This is a genomic window from Gordonia effusa NBRC 100432 (genome assembly GCF_000241305.1).
GTDB classification, from domain to species: Bacteria; Actinomycetota; Actinomycetes; order Mycobacteriales; family Mycobacteriaceae; genus Gordonia; species Gordonia effusa.
This window is the reverse complement of the sequence record NZ_BAEH01000014.1, coordinates 1-14,826: the sequence shown is the minus strand read 5'-3', so window position 1 is coordinate 14,826 and position 14,826 is coordinate 1. Positions and strand designations below refer to the sequence as shown.

17 protein-coding genes are annotated in these 14,826 nt (G+C 63.1%); 8 read left to right on the top strand and 9 right to left on the bottom strand.

The window, feature by feature from the left end; all coding sequences use genetic code 11:
- The first annotated feature begins 165 nt into the window (after positions 1 to 165).
- From GOEFS_RS01580 to GOEFS_RS01570, 3 genes are read left to right on the top strand one after another with little or no spacing between them, the layout of a single operon-like run.
- On the top strand, positions 166 to 1,206 hold the full coding sequence (locus GOEFS_RS01580) for an N-acetylmuramoyl-L-alanine amidase (RefSeq protein ID WP_007316113.1): 1,041 nt from the start codon (positions 166 to 168) through the stop codon (positions 1,204 to 1,206).
- Between the two features lie 37 nt (positions 1,207 to 1,243).
- Complete coding sequence (locus GOEFS_RS01575; RefSeq protein WP_007316112.1) at positions 1,244 to 2,182, top strand: SDR family oxidoreductase; 939 nt, start codon at positions 1,244 to 1,246, stop codon at positions 2,180 to 2,182.
- Positions 2,175 to 2,741: a nucleosidase gene (locus tag GOEFS_RS01570; RefSeq protein WP_007316111.1), complete on the top strand. Its 567-nt coding sequence runs from the start codon at positions 2,175 to 2,177 to the stop codon at positions 2,739 to 2,741. Before GOEFS_RS01575 ends, GOEFS_RS01570 begins: the two co-directional genes overlap by 8 nt.
- 10 nt (positions 2,742 to 2,751) lie before the next feature.
- Here GOEFS_RS01570 and GOEFS_RS22250 read toward each other — a convergent pair whose 3' ends face one another.
- The 4 genes from GOEFS_RS22250 to GOEFS_RS01550 all read right to left on the bottom strand — a co-directional run bounded on the left by GOEFS_RS22250 (position 2,752) and on the right by GOEFS_RS01550 (position 7,091).
- The gene (locus GOEFS_RS22250) at positions 2,752 to 3,681 is read right to left on the bottom strand and encodes a DUF6542 domain-containing protein (RefSeq protein WP_050949730.1); all 930 of its coding nucleotides are present in this window, start codon (positions 3,679 to 3,681) and stop codon (positions 2,752 to 2,754) included.
- Positions 3,682 to 3,750: 69 nt separating this feature from the next.
- Entirely contained in the window at positions 3,751 to 4,926 is a 1,176-nt protein-coding gene (locus GOEFS_RS01560; RefSeq protein ID WP_007316109.1) for a DNA recombination protein RmuC, read from the bottom strand.
- 120 nt (positions 4,927 to 5,046) lie between these two features.
- Complete coding sequence (locus GOEFS_RS01555) at positions 5,047 to 5,547, bottom strand: methylated-DNA--[protein]-cysteine S-methyltransferase (RefSeq protein ID WP_007316108.1); 501 nt, start codon at positions 5,545 to 5,547, stop codon at positions 5,047 to 5,049.
- Between the two features lie 44 nt (positions 5,548 to 5,591).
- On the bottom strand, positions 5,592 to 7,091 hold the full coding sequence (locus GOEFS_RS01550; RefSeq protein WP_007316107.1) for a DNA-3-methyladenine glycosylase 2 family protein: 1,500 nt from the start codon (positions 7,089 to 7,091) through the stop codon (positions 5,592 to 5,594).
- Positions 7,092 to 7,207: 116 nt separating this feature from the next.
- On the opposite strand from GOEFS_RS01550, the gene GOEFS_RS01545 reads away from it, so the two are divergent.
- Positions 7,208 to 7,558: a hypothetical protein gene (locus GOEFS_RS01545; protein WP_138917835.1), complete on the top strand. Its 351-nt coding sequence runs from the start codon at positions 7,208 to 7,210 to the stop codon at positions 7,556 to 7,558.
- Between the two features lie 56 nt (positions 7,559 to 7,614).
- Positions 7,615 to 8,790, top strand: a complete 1,176-nt coding sequence (locus tag GOEFS_RS01540; protein ID WP_007316105.1) for an AI-2E family transporter — start codon at positions 7,615 to 7,617, stop codon at positions 8,788 to 8,790.
- Here the strand turns inward: GOEFS_RS01540 and GOEFS_RS01535 are convergent, their stop codons facing one another.
- The 5 genes from GOEFS_RS01535 to GOEFS_RS01515 are packed head-to-tail and all read right to left on the bottom strand — an operon-like array spanning position 8,791 to position 12,239.
- Positions 8,791 to 9,408, bottom strand: coding sequence for a TetR/AcrR family transcriptional regulator (locus GOEFS_RS01535; RefSeq protein WP_007316104.1), 618 nt, complete (start codon positions 9,406 to 9,408; stop codon positions 8,791 to 8,793). It abuts the gene before it with no gap.
- Positions 9,405 to 10,652 (bottom strand): NAD(P)/FAD-dependent oxidoreductase, encoded by a 1,248-nt coding sequence (locus GOEFS_RS01530; protein ID WP_007316103.1) that lies wholly within the window; start codon positions 10,650 to 10,652, stop codon positions 9,405 to 9,407. The genes GOEFS_RS01535 and GOEFS_RS01530 overlap by 4 nt, the downstream gene beginning before the upstream one ends.
- On the bottom strand, positions 10,649 to 10,828 hold the full coding sequence (locus GOEFS_RS01525; protein ID WP_007316102.1) for a rubredoxin: 180 nt from the start codon (positions 10,826 to 10,828) through the stop codon (positions 10,649 to 10,651). The genes GOEFS_RS01530 and GOEFS_RS01525 overlap by 4 nt, the downstream gene beginning before the upstream one ends.
- Positions 10,825 to 10,992 carry a rubredoxin gene (locus GOEFS_RS01520; RefSeq protein ID WP_007316101.1) on the bottom strand — a complete coding sequence of 56 codons (168 nt, stop codon included), beginning with the start codon at positions 10,990 to 10,992 and terminating at the stop codon, positions 10,825 to 10,827. The genes GOEFS_RS01525 and GOEFS_RS01520 overlap by 4 nt, the downstream gene beginning before the upstream one ends.
- Before the next feature lie 11 nt (positions 10,993 to 11,003).
- Positions 11,004 to 12,239, bottom strand: a complete 1,236-nt coding sequence (locus tag GOEFS_RS01515; protein ID WP_007316100.1) for a fatty acid desaturase — start codon at positions 12,237 to 12,239, stop codon at positions 11,004 to 11,006.
- A 177-nt stretch (positions 12,240 to 12,416) separates the two neighbouring features.
- Here GOEFS_RS01515 and GOEFS_RS01510 point away from each other — a divergent pair, with 177 nt between their 5' ends.
- From GOEFS_RS01510 to GOEFS_RS23570, 3 genes are all read left to right on the top strand, one after another.
- Positions 12,417 to 13,337, top strand: a complete 921-nt coding sequence (locus tag GOEFS_RS01510; protein ID WP_007316099.1) for a methylenetetrahydrofolate reductase — start codon at positions 12,417 to 12,419, stop codon at positions 13,335 to 13,337.
- A 26-nt stretch (positions 13,338 to 13,363) separates the two neighbouring features.
- Complete coding sequence (gene ychF, locus GOEFS_RS01505; protein WP_007316098.1) at positions 13,364 to 14,443, top strand: redox-regulated ATPase YchF; 1,080 nt, start codon at positions 13,364 to 13,366, stop codon at positions 14,441 to 14,443.
- Positions 14,444 to 14,643: 200 nt separating this feature from the next.
- Positions 14,644 to 14,826 (top strand): hypothetical protein (locus GOEFS_RS23570; protein WP_007316097.1); only part of this gene is annotated, 183 nt, incomplete at its 3' end.

Below are 14,826 nucleotides of genomic sequence, written 5' to 3'. Positions count from 1 at the left end.
CGGCTCGGCGAGGTCACAGCTGCCTAACGATAACCGTCGTGCCAGGTCGCGGATTCGTCAAAAGCCTCAACCCCTGCTTCACTGTTACCAAAGGTGCCAGTGTGTCTGCTGTGACTAATGTTGCGTATGGAGGGCCGATTTGTGTTTGCGTTGAGGAAGACTGCCGTGACGACCGCGGCTGCGGCGGCGGCCGTAGTGATTGCTGGTACCAGCGCGTCCGCTATTCATGCCGCGCCGCTCGCGCCCGTGCCGGTCGCGGGCAAGACGCTCGCCGGTAAGACAATCTTCCTCGACCCGGGCCATCAGGGCGGCTCGGCCGGGCATAGCCTCACCAAGCAGGTCCCCGACGGTCGCGGTGGCATGAAGGACTGCCAGACGTCGGGTGCGACCGGTGTTAACGGCGTCCCTGAGCACAAGGTCAATTGGGAGGTCGCGCAACTGGTGAAAGCGGGCCTGGAAAGTCAGGGAGCCCGCGTGGTGCTCAGCCGCGCGGATGACACCGGCTGGGGCGGCTGCGTCGACGAACGCGCGGCCGCGGCCGGCAAGTCGGGTGCGGCGGTAGCGGTGAGCCTGCACGCCGACTCGACGAGCGGCGGCGCGGATACCTCGAAAAAGGGTTTCCATATGATCGTGCCGACCTTGCCGTTGTCGAATAAGCAAGCGCAGCAAGCACAATCGAATGGTGGCCGCAAGGCGTCGACCATCATGCGCGACGTGTTCAAGAAGGCTGGTTTCCCACCGGCAAACTACGCGGGTGTAGCCGACGGCATTCAGACTCGCTCAGATATCGCCGCCGTCAACCTCACCACGGTGCCCGCGGTCTTCATCGAAATGGGCAACCTCTCCAATCCCACCGAGGCGTCCGCGCTATCGGACAAGGCTGGTCAGCTCAAATATGCGACAGCCATCACCGACGGGATCCTCGGCTACGCGGCCGGCACCGGAGTATCCGCTTCACCCCTGCTCTCCACTGGATCGCTGGGCGCCACACCGTCCGACGCGCCGACATCGACTCCGAACGCAGAGGTCGACACCGAGGGGCTCGCGGGAGTGTTCCCGCTGATTCAGCAGCTGCTGGCCACGCGCGACCCCGAAGCGCTCATGGCGCTGATCGCAGGGCCGGGACAGGACGTCGGATCTCAAGTACTCAAAGCGATGCTGTCGGTCGTCTACTCGCTGTTTGGCGGCAAACTGCCGATCGGCTGACCGAGGTAGCTCGATCACCTGAACTACAGTTTGTGGCATGAGTCTCAAACAACTGTTCGTCATGAAGACGCCGGTGCCGTCGCTACGCGGTCGCCGGGTACTGATAACCGGCGCCGCAAGCGGCATCGGACGGGCCACCGCCAGCGAAGCGGCGAGCCAGGGAGCCGAGCTGGTCCTCACCGACCTTCGCTTGGAGCCGCTCAACGAGGTCGTCGCCGAGATCGCCGCGAGTGGCGGCACCGTGCTCTACCACCAGGCCGGTGACGTCTCCGACTACGACTGGGTCAAATCGTTTGCCGCGCAGGTCGACGCCGAGGTCGGCGTGATGGACGTGGTGATGAACGTCGCGGGTATTTCGGCCTGGGGCACCGTCGAGAATCTGGAGCATCGACACTGGCGGTCGGTCATCGACGTGAACCTGATGGGTCCGATCCACATCATCGAATCCTTTGTGCCGCAGATGGTTCGGCGTGGGCAGGGTGGCCACCTGGTCAACGTGTCGTCGGCGGCGGGGCTGCTCGCCCTTCCGTGGCACGCGGCTTACAGCGCAAGTAAGTTCGGCATTCGCGGCGCCTCGGAGGTACTTCGTTTCGACTTGCGTCAGCACAATATCGGCGTGTCACTCGTGTGTCCGGGCGGTGTCGCCACGCCACTGGTCGAGACTGTTCAAATCGTCGGGGTCGATCGCGATAATCCTAAGGTGCGCAAGGCAATTGACGGGTTTCACAAGGTTGCGATTACTCCGGAGAAGGCGGCTCGCGCGATCATCAAGGGTGTTCGTAAGAATCGCTTCCTGGTGTACACGTCATTCGATATTCGCTTCGGTTACTGGTGGGCGCGTAAGTTCGCGTTCCCCTACGAGGTGGTAATGCGAATCGCGAACGATCGCTTCAGCCATCTCGCGAAGATCGCGCCGAGTGTGGCTTCGGCTCAACCGGCGCCAGCCCTCGACGAATTGTCCAACGGGCGTGAATGATCGCGACGGCGCGGACACCCTCGTGGTGTCCGCGACCCGCGCCGAAGCGGGCCATGTACCGCCGGGTACTCGGCTGCTGATTACCGGCATCGGAAAGGTTCGTGCCGCAACGGTGCTCACTCGCGAACTGGCCGCTGCGCAGTCCGGCGCCGCACCGCCGGTGAGCGAGGTAATCAATATCGGTACGGCCGGGGCGTTGCATGATCATCATTCGGGGCTGTTCGTACCATCGACGGTGATCGAACACGACATCTCGAGCGAGGCGTTGCGCGCGATGGGTTACGACATCGTGGACACCCACAGCTTCGACGGTGACGGTTCGGTGTTGGCCACCGGAGACACGTTCATCGCCGACCCAGCGGTGCGCGCGGAGCTGAGCAGGCGGGCTGATCTGGTCGACATGGAGGGCGCTGCCATCGCCCACGTGTGCGCGACATTTAACGTCGAACTCACGCTGGTGAAAGTGGTCAGTGACGGTGCCGACGAACAAGCGATGGATTGGCCGTCGCTCATCGACGCCGCGGCGCTCGATCTGGGCCGCTGGCTCGCCGCGCGCTGATCAGACGATGTCAGCGGGTAGGTGATGGCGGGCGACGCCTGGGGGCGGGCTCATCGGCGAAGTCAGCGGTCAGATCGACGCCGGCAGCTCGTGCCGCCGCGCCAGCCGTGCGCCGGGTGGGCGGGATTTGCTGGGGTTGCTGACGGGGACGAGGTGCCCGCGCGGGATCACGGACGGGCTCACCCTGTGGGCGTGGACGTGGCGTGGTGCGCTGTTGACGTTGCTCGGGCCGGGGCTGTCCGACCGGGGCGTCATCGCGATCGGCACGTCGACGGCCGGGTTTGGCCGGCGCTTCGACCCTGCGGCGTCGGGTGGGTTGCGTCCGACGATCATCCTCGTCGGAAGCGACGGGACGTCGGGGGGGCGTGCGTCCCGACGGCGCTTCGGCGGGTCGACCACGCGTCGCTGTCTTCGTAGTAGAGGAGGGCGCGGGCCGCTTCGCGGGTGCCTTGGTGGCCTTGCGCGCGGCCGCTGTCTTCGCGTCCGGGGTCCTCGCCGGTGCGTCGGCGGTGGCGTCGCGGGTGATGAACCAGCGCGCGATGACGACCGCGAGAGTCAACACAAAGGTGACTGCCATCGACGGAAAACTGCTCGCAATGGGTAACGCGAGCTTAAGAACCAGAGTCTTGAGCTCGGTGTCGGAATTAATTGAGTACAGCGTGACAATACTCACCACGAATGCGACCAACGGCGGCTGTACCGCGGCGGTGAAAAGCGCCCGGCGCCGCACCGCGAGCGCCGCGCCGACGCAGCCGATCAGGTACAGAACCTGGTAGCTCGAACCAAGCGCACCGTGCATCGCCGCATCAAATCCAGCGCCGATAGCGGTCAGGACCGTGGCGAGCAGTACCGCCGCCCACCAGGGTAAACCCCGGTATCTAGGCAGCACGGACTGCTCTTTGAGGGGCACATTGCTTGCCTCGAATTGGCCGGATAACACATTAAGACGGTACCGGGTGCAGCTGAGAAAATCGGTATCCGGGTTCGTCGGGTGTGGCACGCGTCGACATCAGCCGGGCGATTTATGCCTTACGTCTCCTATCGTTTGGCGGACCACGTCATCGATCGGTTCAGGTTCGGGCAGCAGTGAGGTTTGATCGGCGAAGGCGTCTAAGTCGGCCAGTTTGCGGGCCGTGACGCCCAAGCGCGAATCGATCGCGCCGACGGTCAGGTTGTAGGCCTCGACGGCGCGGCGCAGCGATCCGCCCATCTTGTCGACATGTCCGAGGACCGTCGACAGGCGTCGGTACAACTCATAGCCAAGGTCGTGGATGACCTTCGCGTCCTCAGTTAGCGCGTACTGCCGCCACCCCAGCGCGACCGTGCGCAACAGCGCCACCAGCGTCGTCGGGGTGGCCAAGACGACCTTCTTGGTAAATGCGTACTCGATGAGATCGGAATCGGCCCGCGCTGCCGACTCGAGGATTGGATCACTCGGGATGAATAACACCACCATTTCCGGGGTATTGGTGAATGCCGTCCAATACGCTTTCGACGACAACGCGCTGATATGCGCGCGCACGGCGCGCGAGTGTGCGGTCAGGGCCTGCCCTTCGTGTGCCGGGTCATCGGTATTGACTGCCTCCAGATATGCGTGCAGTGGCACCTTCGCGTCGACGATGATCTGGCGTCCGCCAGCGAGGTGAACCACCATGTCGGGACGTACCCCTGAACCAGCTTCTACCGAGCTTGCCGCGCCCACCTGGGTGTCGAAATCGCAGTGGCGAGTCATGCCGGCCAATTCGACCACGCGCTCCAACTGAAACTCTCCCCATCGGCCGCGGATATGTGGGGTATGAAGCGCGTTCGCCAGTGCGCGGGTCTGGGTATGCAGTTGTGCGGATAGATGTCGCATCCCGTGTACCTGTTCGGACAGGCCGGCGTAAGCGCTGACCCGGTCGGTCTCGGTACGGCGCAGTTCGTCGGAGAGCCGACCGAGTGTGTCCCGCAGCGGCCCGACGATGTGATGTACCTCGGCCCCAATCGCGGCGGATTGCCGACGCGCGGCATCCTCGCTCGCGACACTCAACGACTGCGCCGCCAGCGCTTCGGAACGCTGATATGCCCGAGCGTCGGCCTGGGCGTTCGCGAGTCGTGCGCCGCTACGTGCGACATGAGCCAACCAGCCCAGACCGAAGCCGAGAACTAGCCCGACGACGAGTGCGATGACGGTGGAGGTGGACATGGCAGCAGACTGTCAGAGAGGTATGACAGTCACGCTCCTGACGATGTGCGGCGGGCTGAAATCTACGGCGACAACGCCTACGGGGGAAGATTTCCCTCGACGACGCCGCACGTCGCAGATTTAGGCCGCCTCCCGCTCAAGCAGTGACCGTTTGATGTCGACCCCGTACCGGAAGCCGGTCAGCTTTCCCGACTTGCCAATTACCCGGTGACACGGCACGAATAAGGCGGCTGCGTTTCGGGCACATGCAGACGCCGCGGCGCGGATAGCCGGGGCGTTGCCGGCGCGTTCAGCGAATTCGCTGTAGGTGACCACCTCACCGGCATCAACCGCGCGCAGTACGTCCCACGCGTGCAGCAGGAAATCTCCAGAATGCTGGCGTACCGGAATTTTCGTCACGATGTCGTGGTCGCCGGCGTAGTACGCCTCGACGGCACCGGTCAGCTCGGCCAGGGGTGCGTGCCGAACGGTCTCCGGTTGGATCCGCGAATGAATCAGGGCCGCAAGGTAATCGGGGTCATCGACCCAACCGGAGGCGAGAATCCGATCATTGTCGTCGGCGATCAGGGTGAATGGACCGTCGGGTGTATTCACGGTGGCCCAGCGTGCGGTTTCGGACATGTGTCGTTCCTTTCGGGTGTCGGCAGTAGCTGCCGAGATGTTGGTTAATGAGTCTTGGAGGTGGCGGGCAGAATCTTTGCCCGCCACAGATGCATGGACGCGTAGGAGCGCCACGGTGCCCACTTGGTGGTCTGGGTCAGATCGATATCTAATTCTTGTGCCGCACGCGCGACGACGAGATCCGTGCTCAGCAGTACGTCGGGATCAGCCGCGGCTCGCATCGACACATAATTCGCGGTCCAGTCGCCGACCCCGGGCAGGGTGCGCAATAGGCCACGCATATCTGACGCAGCGAGACCCGTGTGCAGTTCCACCGAACCGTCTGCGATTTTTTCCGCGGCGCCGACGATCGCGTCGATCCGACGACGCGGACCGCGCAGCACGTCTGCGCCCCGCTCGGCAATCATCGTCGGGGTGGGGAAGAGTTTCGTCGGCCCGTCGTCGGCCTCCCACGGCGCTGCCTCACCCAACTCGGCCACGAGATTGCCCAGGTGCGTTCGGGCCGCGCGCACGCTGATCTGCTGACCGATCATGGTCGTGAACAGCGTTTCGGCGGCGTCGAGCGTGCCGGGTACCCGAATGCCAGGAGCGGCGGTTACCAGCGGTCGCAGGCCTGGGTCGGTGGCGAGCAACTGATCGGCCGCCTGCGCGTCGGCATCAAGGTCGAGTAGCCGCCGCACCCGATTGACCGCGACGCCGAGATCGCGCATGTCGAGATGACGCAACCGCAGGACCACGCTGTCATGGGCAGCGTCCGCGTCGATTCTGATCGAGATCAGAGCCGGTCCGTGTGGCAGCGTCACAGTGCAGACGAATTCGTCATCGATCATCTCCGAAACGCCGGCGATCGTGTGCGAGGCCAGAAACCACCGCAGCCACGCGACGTCGAGCGGGCGGCGGTAGGGCAGTCGCAGCGTGATGGCGCCGGTCCCCGACGTCACCGCCGTGCCGTGGGCTCGTGATGCGCGGAGCTCGCGTAGCTGAGTCGGCGACAACGCGAAGACCTCGCGAATCGTGTCGTTGAACTGCCTGATGCTGGCGAAACCGGCTGCGAAGGCGACGTCGGTCATGGGCATCGTCGTGCATTGGATCAATACGCGGGCGTTGGTGGCGCGGTGTGCGCGGGCCAGAGCCAGCGGCCCGGCACCCAGCTCAGCAGTCAGCACGCGGCCCAGTTGTCGCGTCGAATAGCCCAATTGCCGGGCCAGACCCTCGACACCGTCGCGCTCGACGACGCCGTCGGAGATCAATCGCATGGCTCTCGACGCTAGGTCGGCCGAGGTGTTCCACCGCGGTGAACCGGGAACAGCGTCGGGTGCGCAACGTCGGCACGCGCGAAAGCCGCCATGCTGAGCCGCCGCCGCGGTGAGCACGAACCCGACATTGCGGGCCAGTGGCGTCTGCGCGGGACATGAAGGGCGACAATAGATTCCGGTGGAGGAGACGGTGACGAAGAACTGCCCGTCGAAGCGTGAATCGCGAGCCTGCAGGGTGCGATAACAGCGTTCGAAGTCGAGGCCGGGGGCCGTCGTTGAGGTGGGCATGTCTTCACTGTGCCAGCGTTCCGACGTCGAGGCTAGCGGAAATCCGCCATTGCGTTTCGGTCCAATTTTGAGGGTTATTACCCAGCATGTACGCCCGGTCGTGTAATCCTGGTCACATGAGTTGGATGAGTGACCGGCATCACAAAGATGCCTTATCGGACCTACCCCCGTGGGGGCTGGAGATCATGATGGGTCTCTACGGGCCACGGACGATCGAAGCCGCGTTGGAGTCCGAACGTCCGACCCCGCTATCGGCCGACCAGTCGATGGTCGCGCTGTCGGCGGTCGGATTTGTGCCGGTATATGTGCCCGAGCAGCCGACGTCCGCGCAGCTGCCGAACCCGCGCGCCGACCAGGCAGCGACTGTCGGCGAGTTCGGGACAGCGCAGGTCAGTCCGGCGATGGCGGAATTCGCCGCGATTGATGCTCTCGGTCGCAAGCTCGGTCATCTCTTCCGTCGGCACTGACCGTGCCGCCCGCGTAGGTCCTGCACAATGCGGCACCGGTATGTGAGTATTTACCGGTGAGCGAAACCGCGGAAAAACCGGCGTACCCGACTCGCGGACAGGTCTTTCTGTCCGGTTTGCGGGCCACGTCGATTATCGGATTGCAATTCATCCTGATCGCCATCGCGCTCTGGGTGCTCTTCTGGGTGCTGGCAAAATTCTGGATCGTCCTCCTGCCGGTCTTGTTCGCGATCATTATCTGCACCGTCCTGTGGCCGCCGGTTCGCTGGATGCGTAATCGGGGAGTGCCAGGCGCGGCGGCCTCGGCGGTGATGATGTTGCTCGGTATCGGTGTGCTGGCCGGCATTCTCACCTGGATTGTGCCGTCGATCGTCCGACAGGCACCCGAGCTGGCTGCCAAAGGCACCGAAGGCGTTCAGCGCCTTCAGGATTGGATCCAGGGTCCGCCGATCAATCTGAAGGATGAACAACTCGATCGCATCGTGCATGCGATCACCGAAAAGCTTCAGTCGAGCGCGTCCTCGATCGCGTCGGGAGTATTCAGCGGTGTCGGTGCGGCCACGTCGGTTGTGATCACCCTGTTTACCTCGGTGATTCTGGTGTTCTTCTTCCTCAAAGACGGCCCCAAGTTCCTGCCGTGGCTCAATCGAACCCTCGGTCACCCCTCGGGCACGCACACGAGCGAAGTGTTGTCGCGGGTATGGGGGAGTCTGGGTGGTTTCATCCGGACGCAGGCGATCGTGAGCTTCGTCGACGCCGCACTGATCGGCGCCGGACTATTCATCCTGCAGGTTCCGCTCGCGTCGGTACTGGTGGTTATCACCTTCTTGGGCGGCTTCATTCCAATCGTCGGTGCCTTTGTCGCCGGCGCGCTAGCGGTGTTGATCGCCCTGGTCTCCAACGGCGTGACGCAGGCACTTATTGTCCTCGCCATCATCCTGCTGGTTCAGCAACTGGAAGGTAACGTGCTGCAGCCGTGGTTGCAGTCCAAGTCGATGGATCTGCACGCGGTGATCGTGTTGTTGGCAGTTACCTTGGGCGGCAGCCTATTCGGCATAACCGGCGCATTCCTCGCGGTGCCGGCCGCGGCCGCGCTGGCGGTCGTATTCCGGTACATCAACGAGCAGATCGCCGAACGCGCCGGCGAGAATGTGCCAGAGATCGTCGACGACGTGGATGACCCACCGCCCGTGGGCGCAGGCCCGCCGGGTGATCCAGCGCCCGCCGGGTAGCTAGTCGACGGTCGAATTGTCCTGGTGCACAGCGGTAATCGCCGGACCCATCACGGTCGCGAGATCCTCCGCGACGTCGCGGTCACCTTCGGGCGGCATCGCGACATAGCTCAGCGCCATCCGGGCGATGGCCCTCGCTATGCGTATCGCATCGGTGTCGGACAACGCTAGCCACGACGACGTGAACGATGCCGCCAGAATGTCGCTGGCCGCCGTGATCAGCGGCGCCGCGTCGGTAGTCAGCAGCTTGAGAAGGTCGCTGTTGGCATCACCCGCGAGTAGTGACCGGATCATCGGATCCTGTGCACTCAACGTGAAGAAGTCATTGAACCCGGCGTACAGAGCCGCATGAATGTCGTTGACATGGGCCTCGATTGCGACGCCGACGTGTGTGGCGAACGCGCCGGCAATGCGCAGCGCGTACGCCTGGGCCAGTCCATATCGTGACCGGAATTCGTTGTAGACGGTTTGTCGGCTCACGCCCGCGGCCGTCGCGACGTGGGTCATGGTTATCGCCGACCAATCTCGATCGTTGAGCAGATCGTGGAGTGCGTCGAGCAGCGAGTTGCGCAACAGCGCCTTGCTGGCTTCGGCGTAGGTTGGTCGTCGGCCCGTCACCCGGCCAAGCTTATCGCCGACGCTCGGGATGAGTCGGCTAGCGGGGCCGCCCACGCGGCGACGGGGGACTGGAGTGGGGGCAAACATGCGGCGATCTCCTCGCGAGTCTTGCGGCCCTGGGCCGGGCGGCCGATACTCACCGCGCCGATCACTTGTTCGCCGTCGAAGACACGGACCGTCGCGTCAAGGTCAGCCAATGACCCCTCGACCGTGATCCGGTCACCGGCACCGGGCCAGCCGGCGATCTGGATATTGATGCCGTACTGCACGGTCCAGGCCAATGGCACTGGCGTGGTGGTGAACTCGACGTCGGCACCCAGGTCGGCGAGGATTGTCGCCGCGACGACTTTGCCCTGATCGCCGGCGGTCAGCCAGTGTTCGGAGCGATGGTGCAGACCGGTCAGCGGGTGTGGATACTCTGCGACATCACCCGCCGCGTAAACACCCGGCGTGTTGGTTCGCAAGTGCGCGTCAACCTGAATCCCGCTGGTGCCCAATGGAATACCTGCCGAACCTGCGAGATGGATATTCGGCGTGGAGCCGAGGGCGGCGACCACGAACGCCCCGCCGGGCGAGTTGAATCCGCGACCTTCCACCTGGTCGGTGGTAGCCGCCGTTACGACGGCGTTGGTGTGGATATCGACGCCGTGAGCGCGGTGCTGCACGCTGATGAGGTCGGAAATCTCCGGGGGAAGTACACGTGCCATCGGGCGGTCGGTTGCTTCGAGCACGGTGACCGGTGTTCCCGCTGCCGCCGACGCCGCCAACTCGAGCCCGATGAGGCCGCCGCCGATGACAACCAGGGGTTTCGATTGGGACAGTTGCGCTTTCACCGCAAGGGCGTCCGCACGAGTACGCAGGACGGCAACGTCGGGTGCTAGCCAATCAAACCGTCGAGTGACCGCGCCGGTGGCCAACACTAGTGCGGTGTAGGCGATTTCGCTGCCATCGGCGAGCCGCACCGTCCGCCGTGAGGTGTCGACCGAGCTGACGGTTGAGTCGGTGTGGATCTCGATCTTTCGGTCGGTCCAGAACTCCGGCTTGCGCAGGGTGATTTTGGCCGTCGAGAGATCCGCGCCGACGATATCCTTCGACAACGCGGTTCGGCGATAGGGTAGCTCCGGCTCGTCGCCGATCACCGATATCGGACCGTTGAATCCGTTGGCGCGCAGCGCCTCTGCCGCTGTGATTCCGGCGATTCCGGTGCCGACGATCACCACGTGTGCGGTGTCCTGGGCGCTCATGGCCGGGCGACCTCGACCATTTCGAAGTCGGCTTTGGCCGCGCCGCAGTCGGGGCAACTCCAGTCGTCGGGAATATCGTCCCAGCGGGTGCCGGGTTCGATGCCGTCTTCGGGCCAACCGAGTTCTTCGTCGTACTCGAATCCGCATTGTTCACAACGGAATAGTTTGAAATTCATGCCGAAACTCCTTCGAAGTCAATCTTTTCGCGGACGCCGCAGTCGGGGCAGGTCCAGTCGTCGGGGATGTCAGACCAGCTCGTGCCGGCCGCGAAACCTTCGCGCGGTGCGCCTTTGGCCTCGTCGTAGATGTAGTCGCAGACTGGGCATTGGTAAGTCGCCATCGTGAATCTCCTTATGCCCCAGTGCTTGCGCCGTAGCGGGCGAGGATCTTCTCCCGACGATTCGGCTGAATATTGACCTTGGTGATGTCACCGTCGTAATGATCGAGTACTCGGTGGTCCATCACCTTGCGCCAGATCGGTGGGAAGTAGGCGAGGGTGATCATGCTGGCGTATCCGCTGGGCAAGTTTGGTGCGCCGTCGAAGCTACGCAGGGTTTGGTAGCGACGCGTTGGGTTGGCGTGGTGATCGCTGTGGCGCTGCAGGTGATAGAGGAAGATGTTGGTGCAAATGTGGTCGGAATTCCAGCTGTGCTGAGGACTGCAGCGTTCGTAGCGACCGCTCGCGGTGGTCTGCCGCAGCAGGCCGTAGTGCTCCAGGAAGTTGACGGTTTCCAGCAGGGAGAAGCCGTAGATTGCCTGAATCACCATGTAGGGCAAGATTTCCCAGCCGAAGATGGCGGTGAGTGCGCCCCAGAGCACGATCGACATCGCCCAGGCGTTGAGGACGTCGTTGCTCGGATGCCAGAACGACTTTCCCGCGCGGTCGAGCCGCTTGCGCTCCAACTCAATCGACGACCGCAGGCTGCCCCACACGCTGCGCGGCAGGAAGCGCCAGAACGTCTCGCCGAATCGTGAGCTTGCCGGGTCTTCGGGTGTCGCTACGCGGACGTGGTGGCCGCGATTGTGCTCGATGTAGAAATGTCCGTAAAAGGTTTGCGCGAGTGTGACTTTCGACAGCCAGCGCTCCAGATCGTCCTTTTTGTGGCCCAATTCGTGTGCGGTGTTGATGCCGATGCCGCCCATCACCGCAATGGAAAGGGCGAGACCGACTTTCGAGATGATCGATAGTCCGCCGTCGATGCCCAGCCAGGACAGATCGTCGGCTGTCCAGAGGTAACAGGCGTAGACGAGGCTGGCCATCTGGAACGGGATGAAGACGTAAGTGCAATAGCGGTAGTACTTGTCGTTCTCTAGTTGCTCCATCAATTCTTCGGGCGGATTGTCGCCGTCGGGGCCGAAGAAGACATCGAGCGCTGGCAGGAGGATGAAGAGCAGAAACGGGCCGATCCACCACCACGCCGGTGAGACGTACTGAAGTCCGTGGCCGATCGCATTCATCGCGGCGACAAATCCGGACGCGAGGAAGACCGCGGTCGGTGGGATCAAGCCAAGTAGCCAGAGATGGCGCTTCTTGTCGCGCCATTCGGACGCCGGCAGTGCCGACTGGGCTTCGAGCGGAGTGCTCATCGGTACCTCCTGAGGGGCTGTGTCGTGTACGTCACTGGACATTACTAGGTAATTCGTCGGAAGTCTATACAAACAGTAGAATTTGTAAAGCGATGAAGACCGGAGACGTCCGACCATTCCGAGGCCGACGATGGGACTTTTGTACGATGGTCGCCAATCGTCGGTGAGGGAGTGGTTGTGGGACTGGCAGATCGAATCGCGGGGCGTGAAGACGGGTTGTTGCTGTTCAGCATCACCCCGCCGCGCCGATCGACGTCGCCTGAAGAGGCTCAGCGGATCGCCGACGTCACCATTGAACGGCTACAGGCGGTCGACGTCGACGGGCTGATCCTCTACGACATCGACGACGAGAGCGATCGCAATCCGAATGAGCGTCCGTTCCCCTACTTGCCGACGAAGGATCCGGCGGCGTTCTACGAACAGCATCTCGGTGGCTGGGAGAAGCCCGTCGTCGTATATCGGTGTGTCGGTAAATACGAAGAGTCCGAGCTGACCGACTGGCTGGCGGCACAAGACCCGGCCAAAGTGCTGACTACCTTCGTCGGCGCGTCGACCGGCGGCAAAGTGTGCCGAACCGATCTGCCGAGTGCGCAGAAGCTCTGGCATGAAGTCGCGCCAACTATGCGGCTCGGCGGGGTGGCCATTCCCGAGCGACATTCACACAGCGGCGGCGAACATTCGCGGCTGATTCGCAAGCAGCAGGCCGGTACGTCGTTCTTCGTGACGCAGGTCGTCTACGACACATCGGCGGCCAAGAGCATGGTGTCGGACTATTTCTACGCATGTGAGGATGCGGGTCTAAAGCCGGTGCCAGTGATTTTCACGCTGTCGGTCGTCGGGTCGATGAAGACGGTCGAATTCCTCGAATGGCTCGGCGTCGACGTTCCGCGATGGGTCCGCAACGATCTGTCCCACGCCCCCGATCCATTGGCGACGTCGTATGACCAGTGCATCCTCGCCGCTCGGGAGCTGACGTCGTTCTGCGAGCATCTGGGGATGCCGCATGGATTCAACGTGGAGAGCGTATCGATCCGGAAGGCGGAGATCGAGGCGTCGGTGCGATTGGCGAGCCATCTGCGTACGCGTCGGCTGCGCTGAGGCGCCTGCCGATAGACTGGCTCCCCGTGAGTCTTACCCTCGGAATCGTCGGGCTGCCCAACGTCGGCAAGTCCACCCTGTTCAATGCGCTGACCCGTAACGACGTGCTGGCCGCGAACTACCCCTTCGCGACCATCGAGCCCAACGTCGGCGTGGTTGAGCTGCCCGACAAACGGCTCGACCGGCTCGCGGAAATCTTCAGCAGCGAGCGCATCCTGCCGGCAACGGTGTCGTTCGTCGACATCGCCGGCATCGTCAAAGGCGCGTCCGAGGGCGAGGGTATGGGTAACCAATTCCTCGCCAACATCCGCGAGGCCGACGCCATCTGTCAGGTGGTGCGCGTATTCGCCGACGACGACGTTGTGCACGTCGACGGACGGGTAGATCCCCTCGCCGACATCGCGGTCATCGAAACCGAGCTGATCCTCGCCGACCTGCAGACGCTCGAAAAGGCGATTCCGCGTCTGGAGAAGGAATCGCGAAAGAACAAGGATTTGGTTGCCTCATTGGCAGCGGCTCAAAAAGCATCCGAGTTGCTGAACGAGGGCAAAACCCTGTTCTCCCAAAAGGATTCGTTTGACCTCGATGCGGTGCGCGACTTGCACCTGATGACTGCCAAGCCGTTTCTCTATGTGTTCAACGCCGACGAATCGGTGCTGACCGACGACGCGCGCAAGAAGGAACTGCTCGACACCATCGCACCCGCCGACGCCGTATTCCTCGACGCCAAGGTCGAGAGCGAGCTCCTCGAACTCGATGAGGAGGACGCGCAAGAATTGCTCGATTCGATCGGCCAGGATGAGCCCGGACTCCGCTCGCTCGCGCGTGCCGGTTTCCATACGCTCGGCTTGCAGACCTACCTCACCGCGGGGCCAAAAGAGGCGCGCGCGTGGACAATTCACCGCGGCGACACGGCTCCCAAGGCCGCTGGCGTGATCCACACCGACTTCGAAAAGGGCTTCATCAAAGCCGAGATCGTCAGCTTTGAAGACCTCGACGAGCTGGGCTCGATGCAGGCGGCGAAGGCGGCCGGCAAGGTGCGGATGGAAGGCAAGGACTACGTCATGGCCGATGGGGACGTGGTCGAGTTCCGGTTCAACGTGTAGTAGTTGGCACAGGACTCCGACGTCCTCAAGATGGAGGACTTTCTATGAGGAGGCGACCGCGAGATCGAGTTCAGCGCCGATGGCAGTCCAGGTGCAGGATCGCGTATGCGCGGCGTTATCGTGATGAACTTGATACGGTGACCTGACACTCATCCGTCTGCGCGAGTTGAGGCTTGCGCCCGCCGTGACCTGGGGGAGTCGTGACAGCAGGACACGTTGACGTCGACTACACGAATTGGGACTGGCTGCCGCAAGCGGCCGCTGAAATACAGGACTACCTAGCTAGGTTGCTAGTCGAGGCGAGTATCAAGCCGCATGACATATCTGCTCGTTCAAAGCTGATCTCCTCTTTCCAGAAGAAATGTGAGCTGAAGGGATACAAG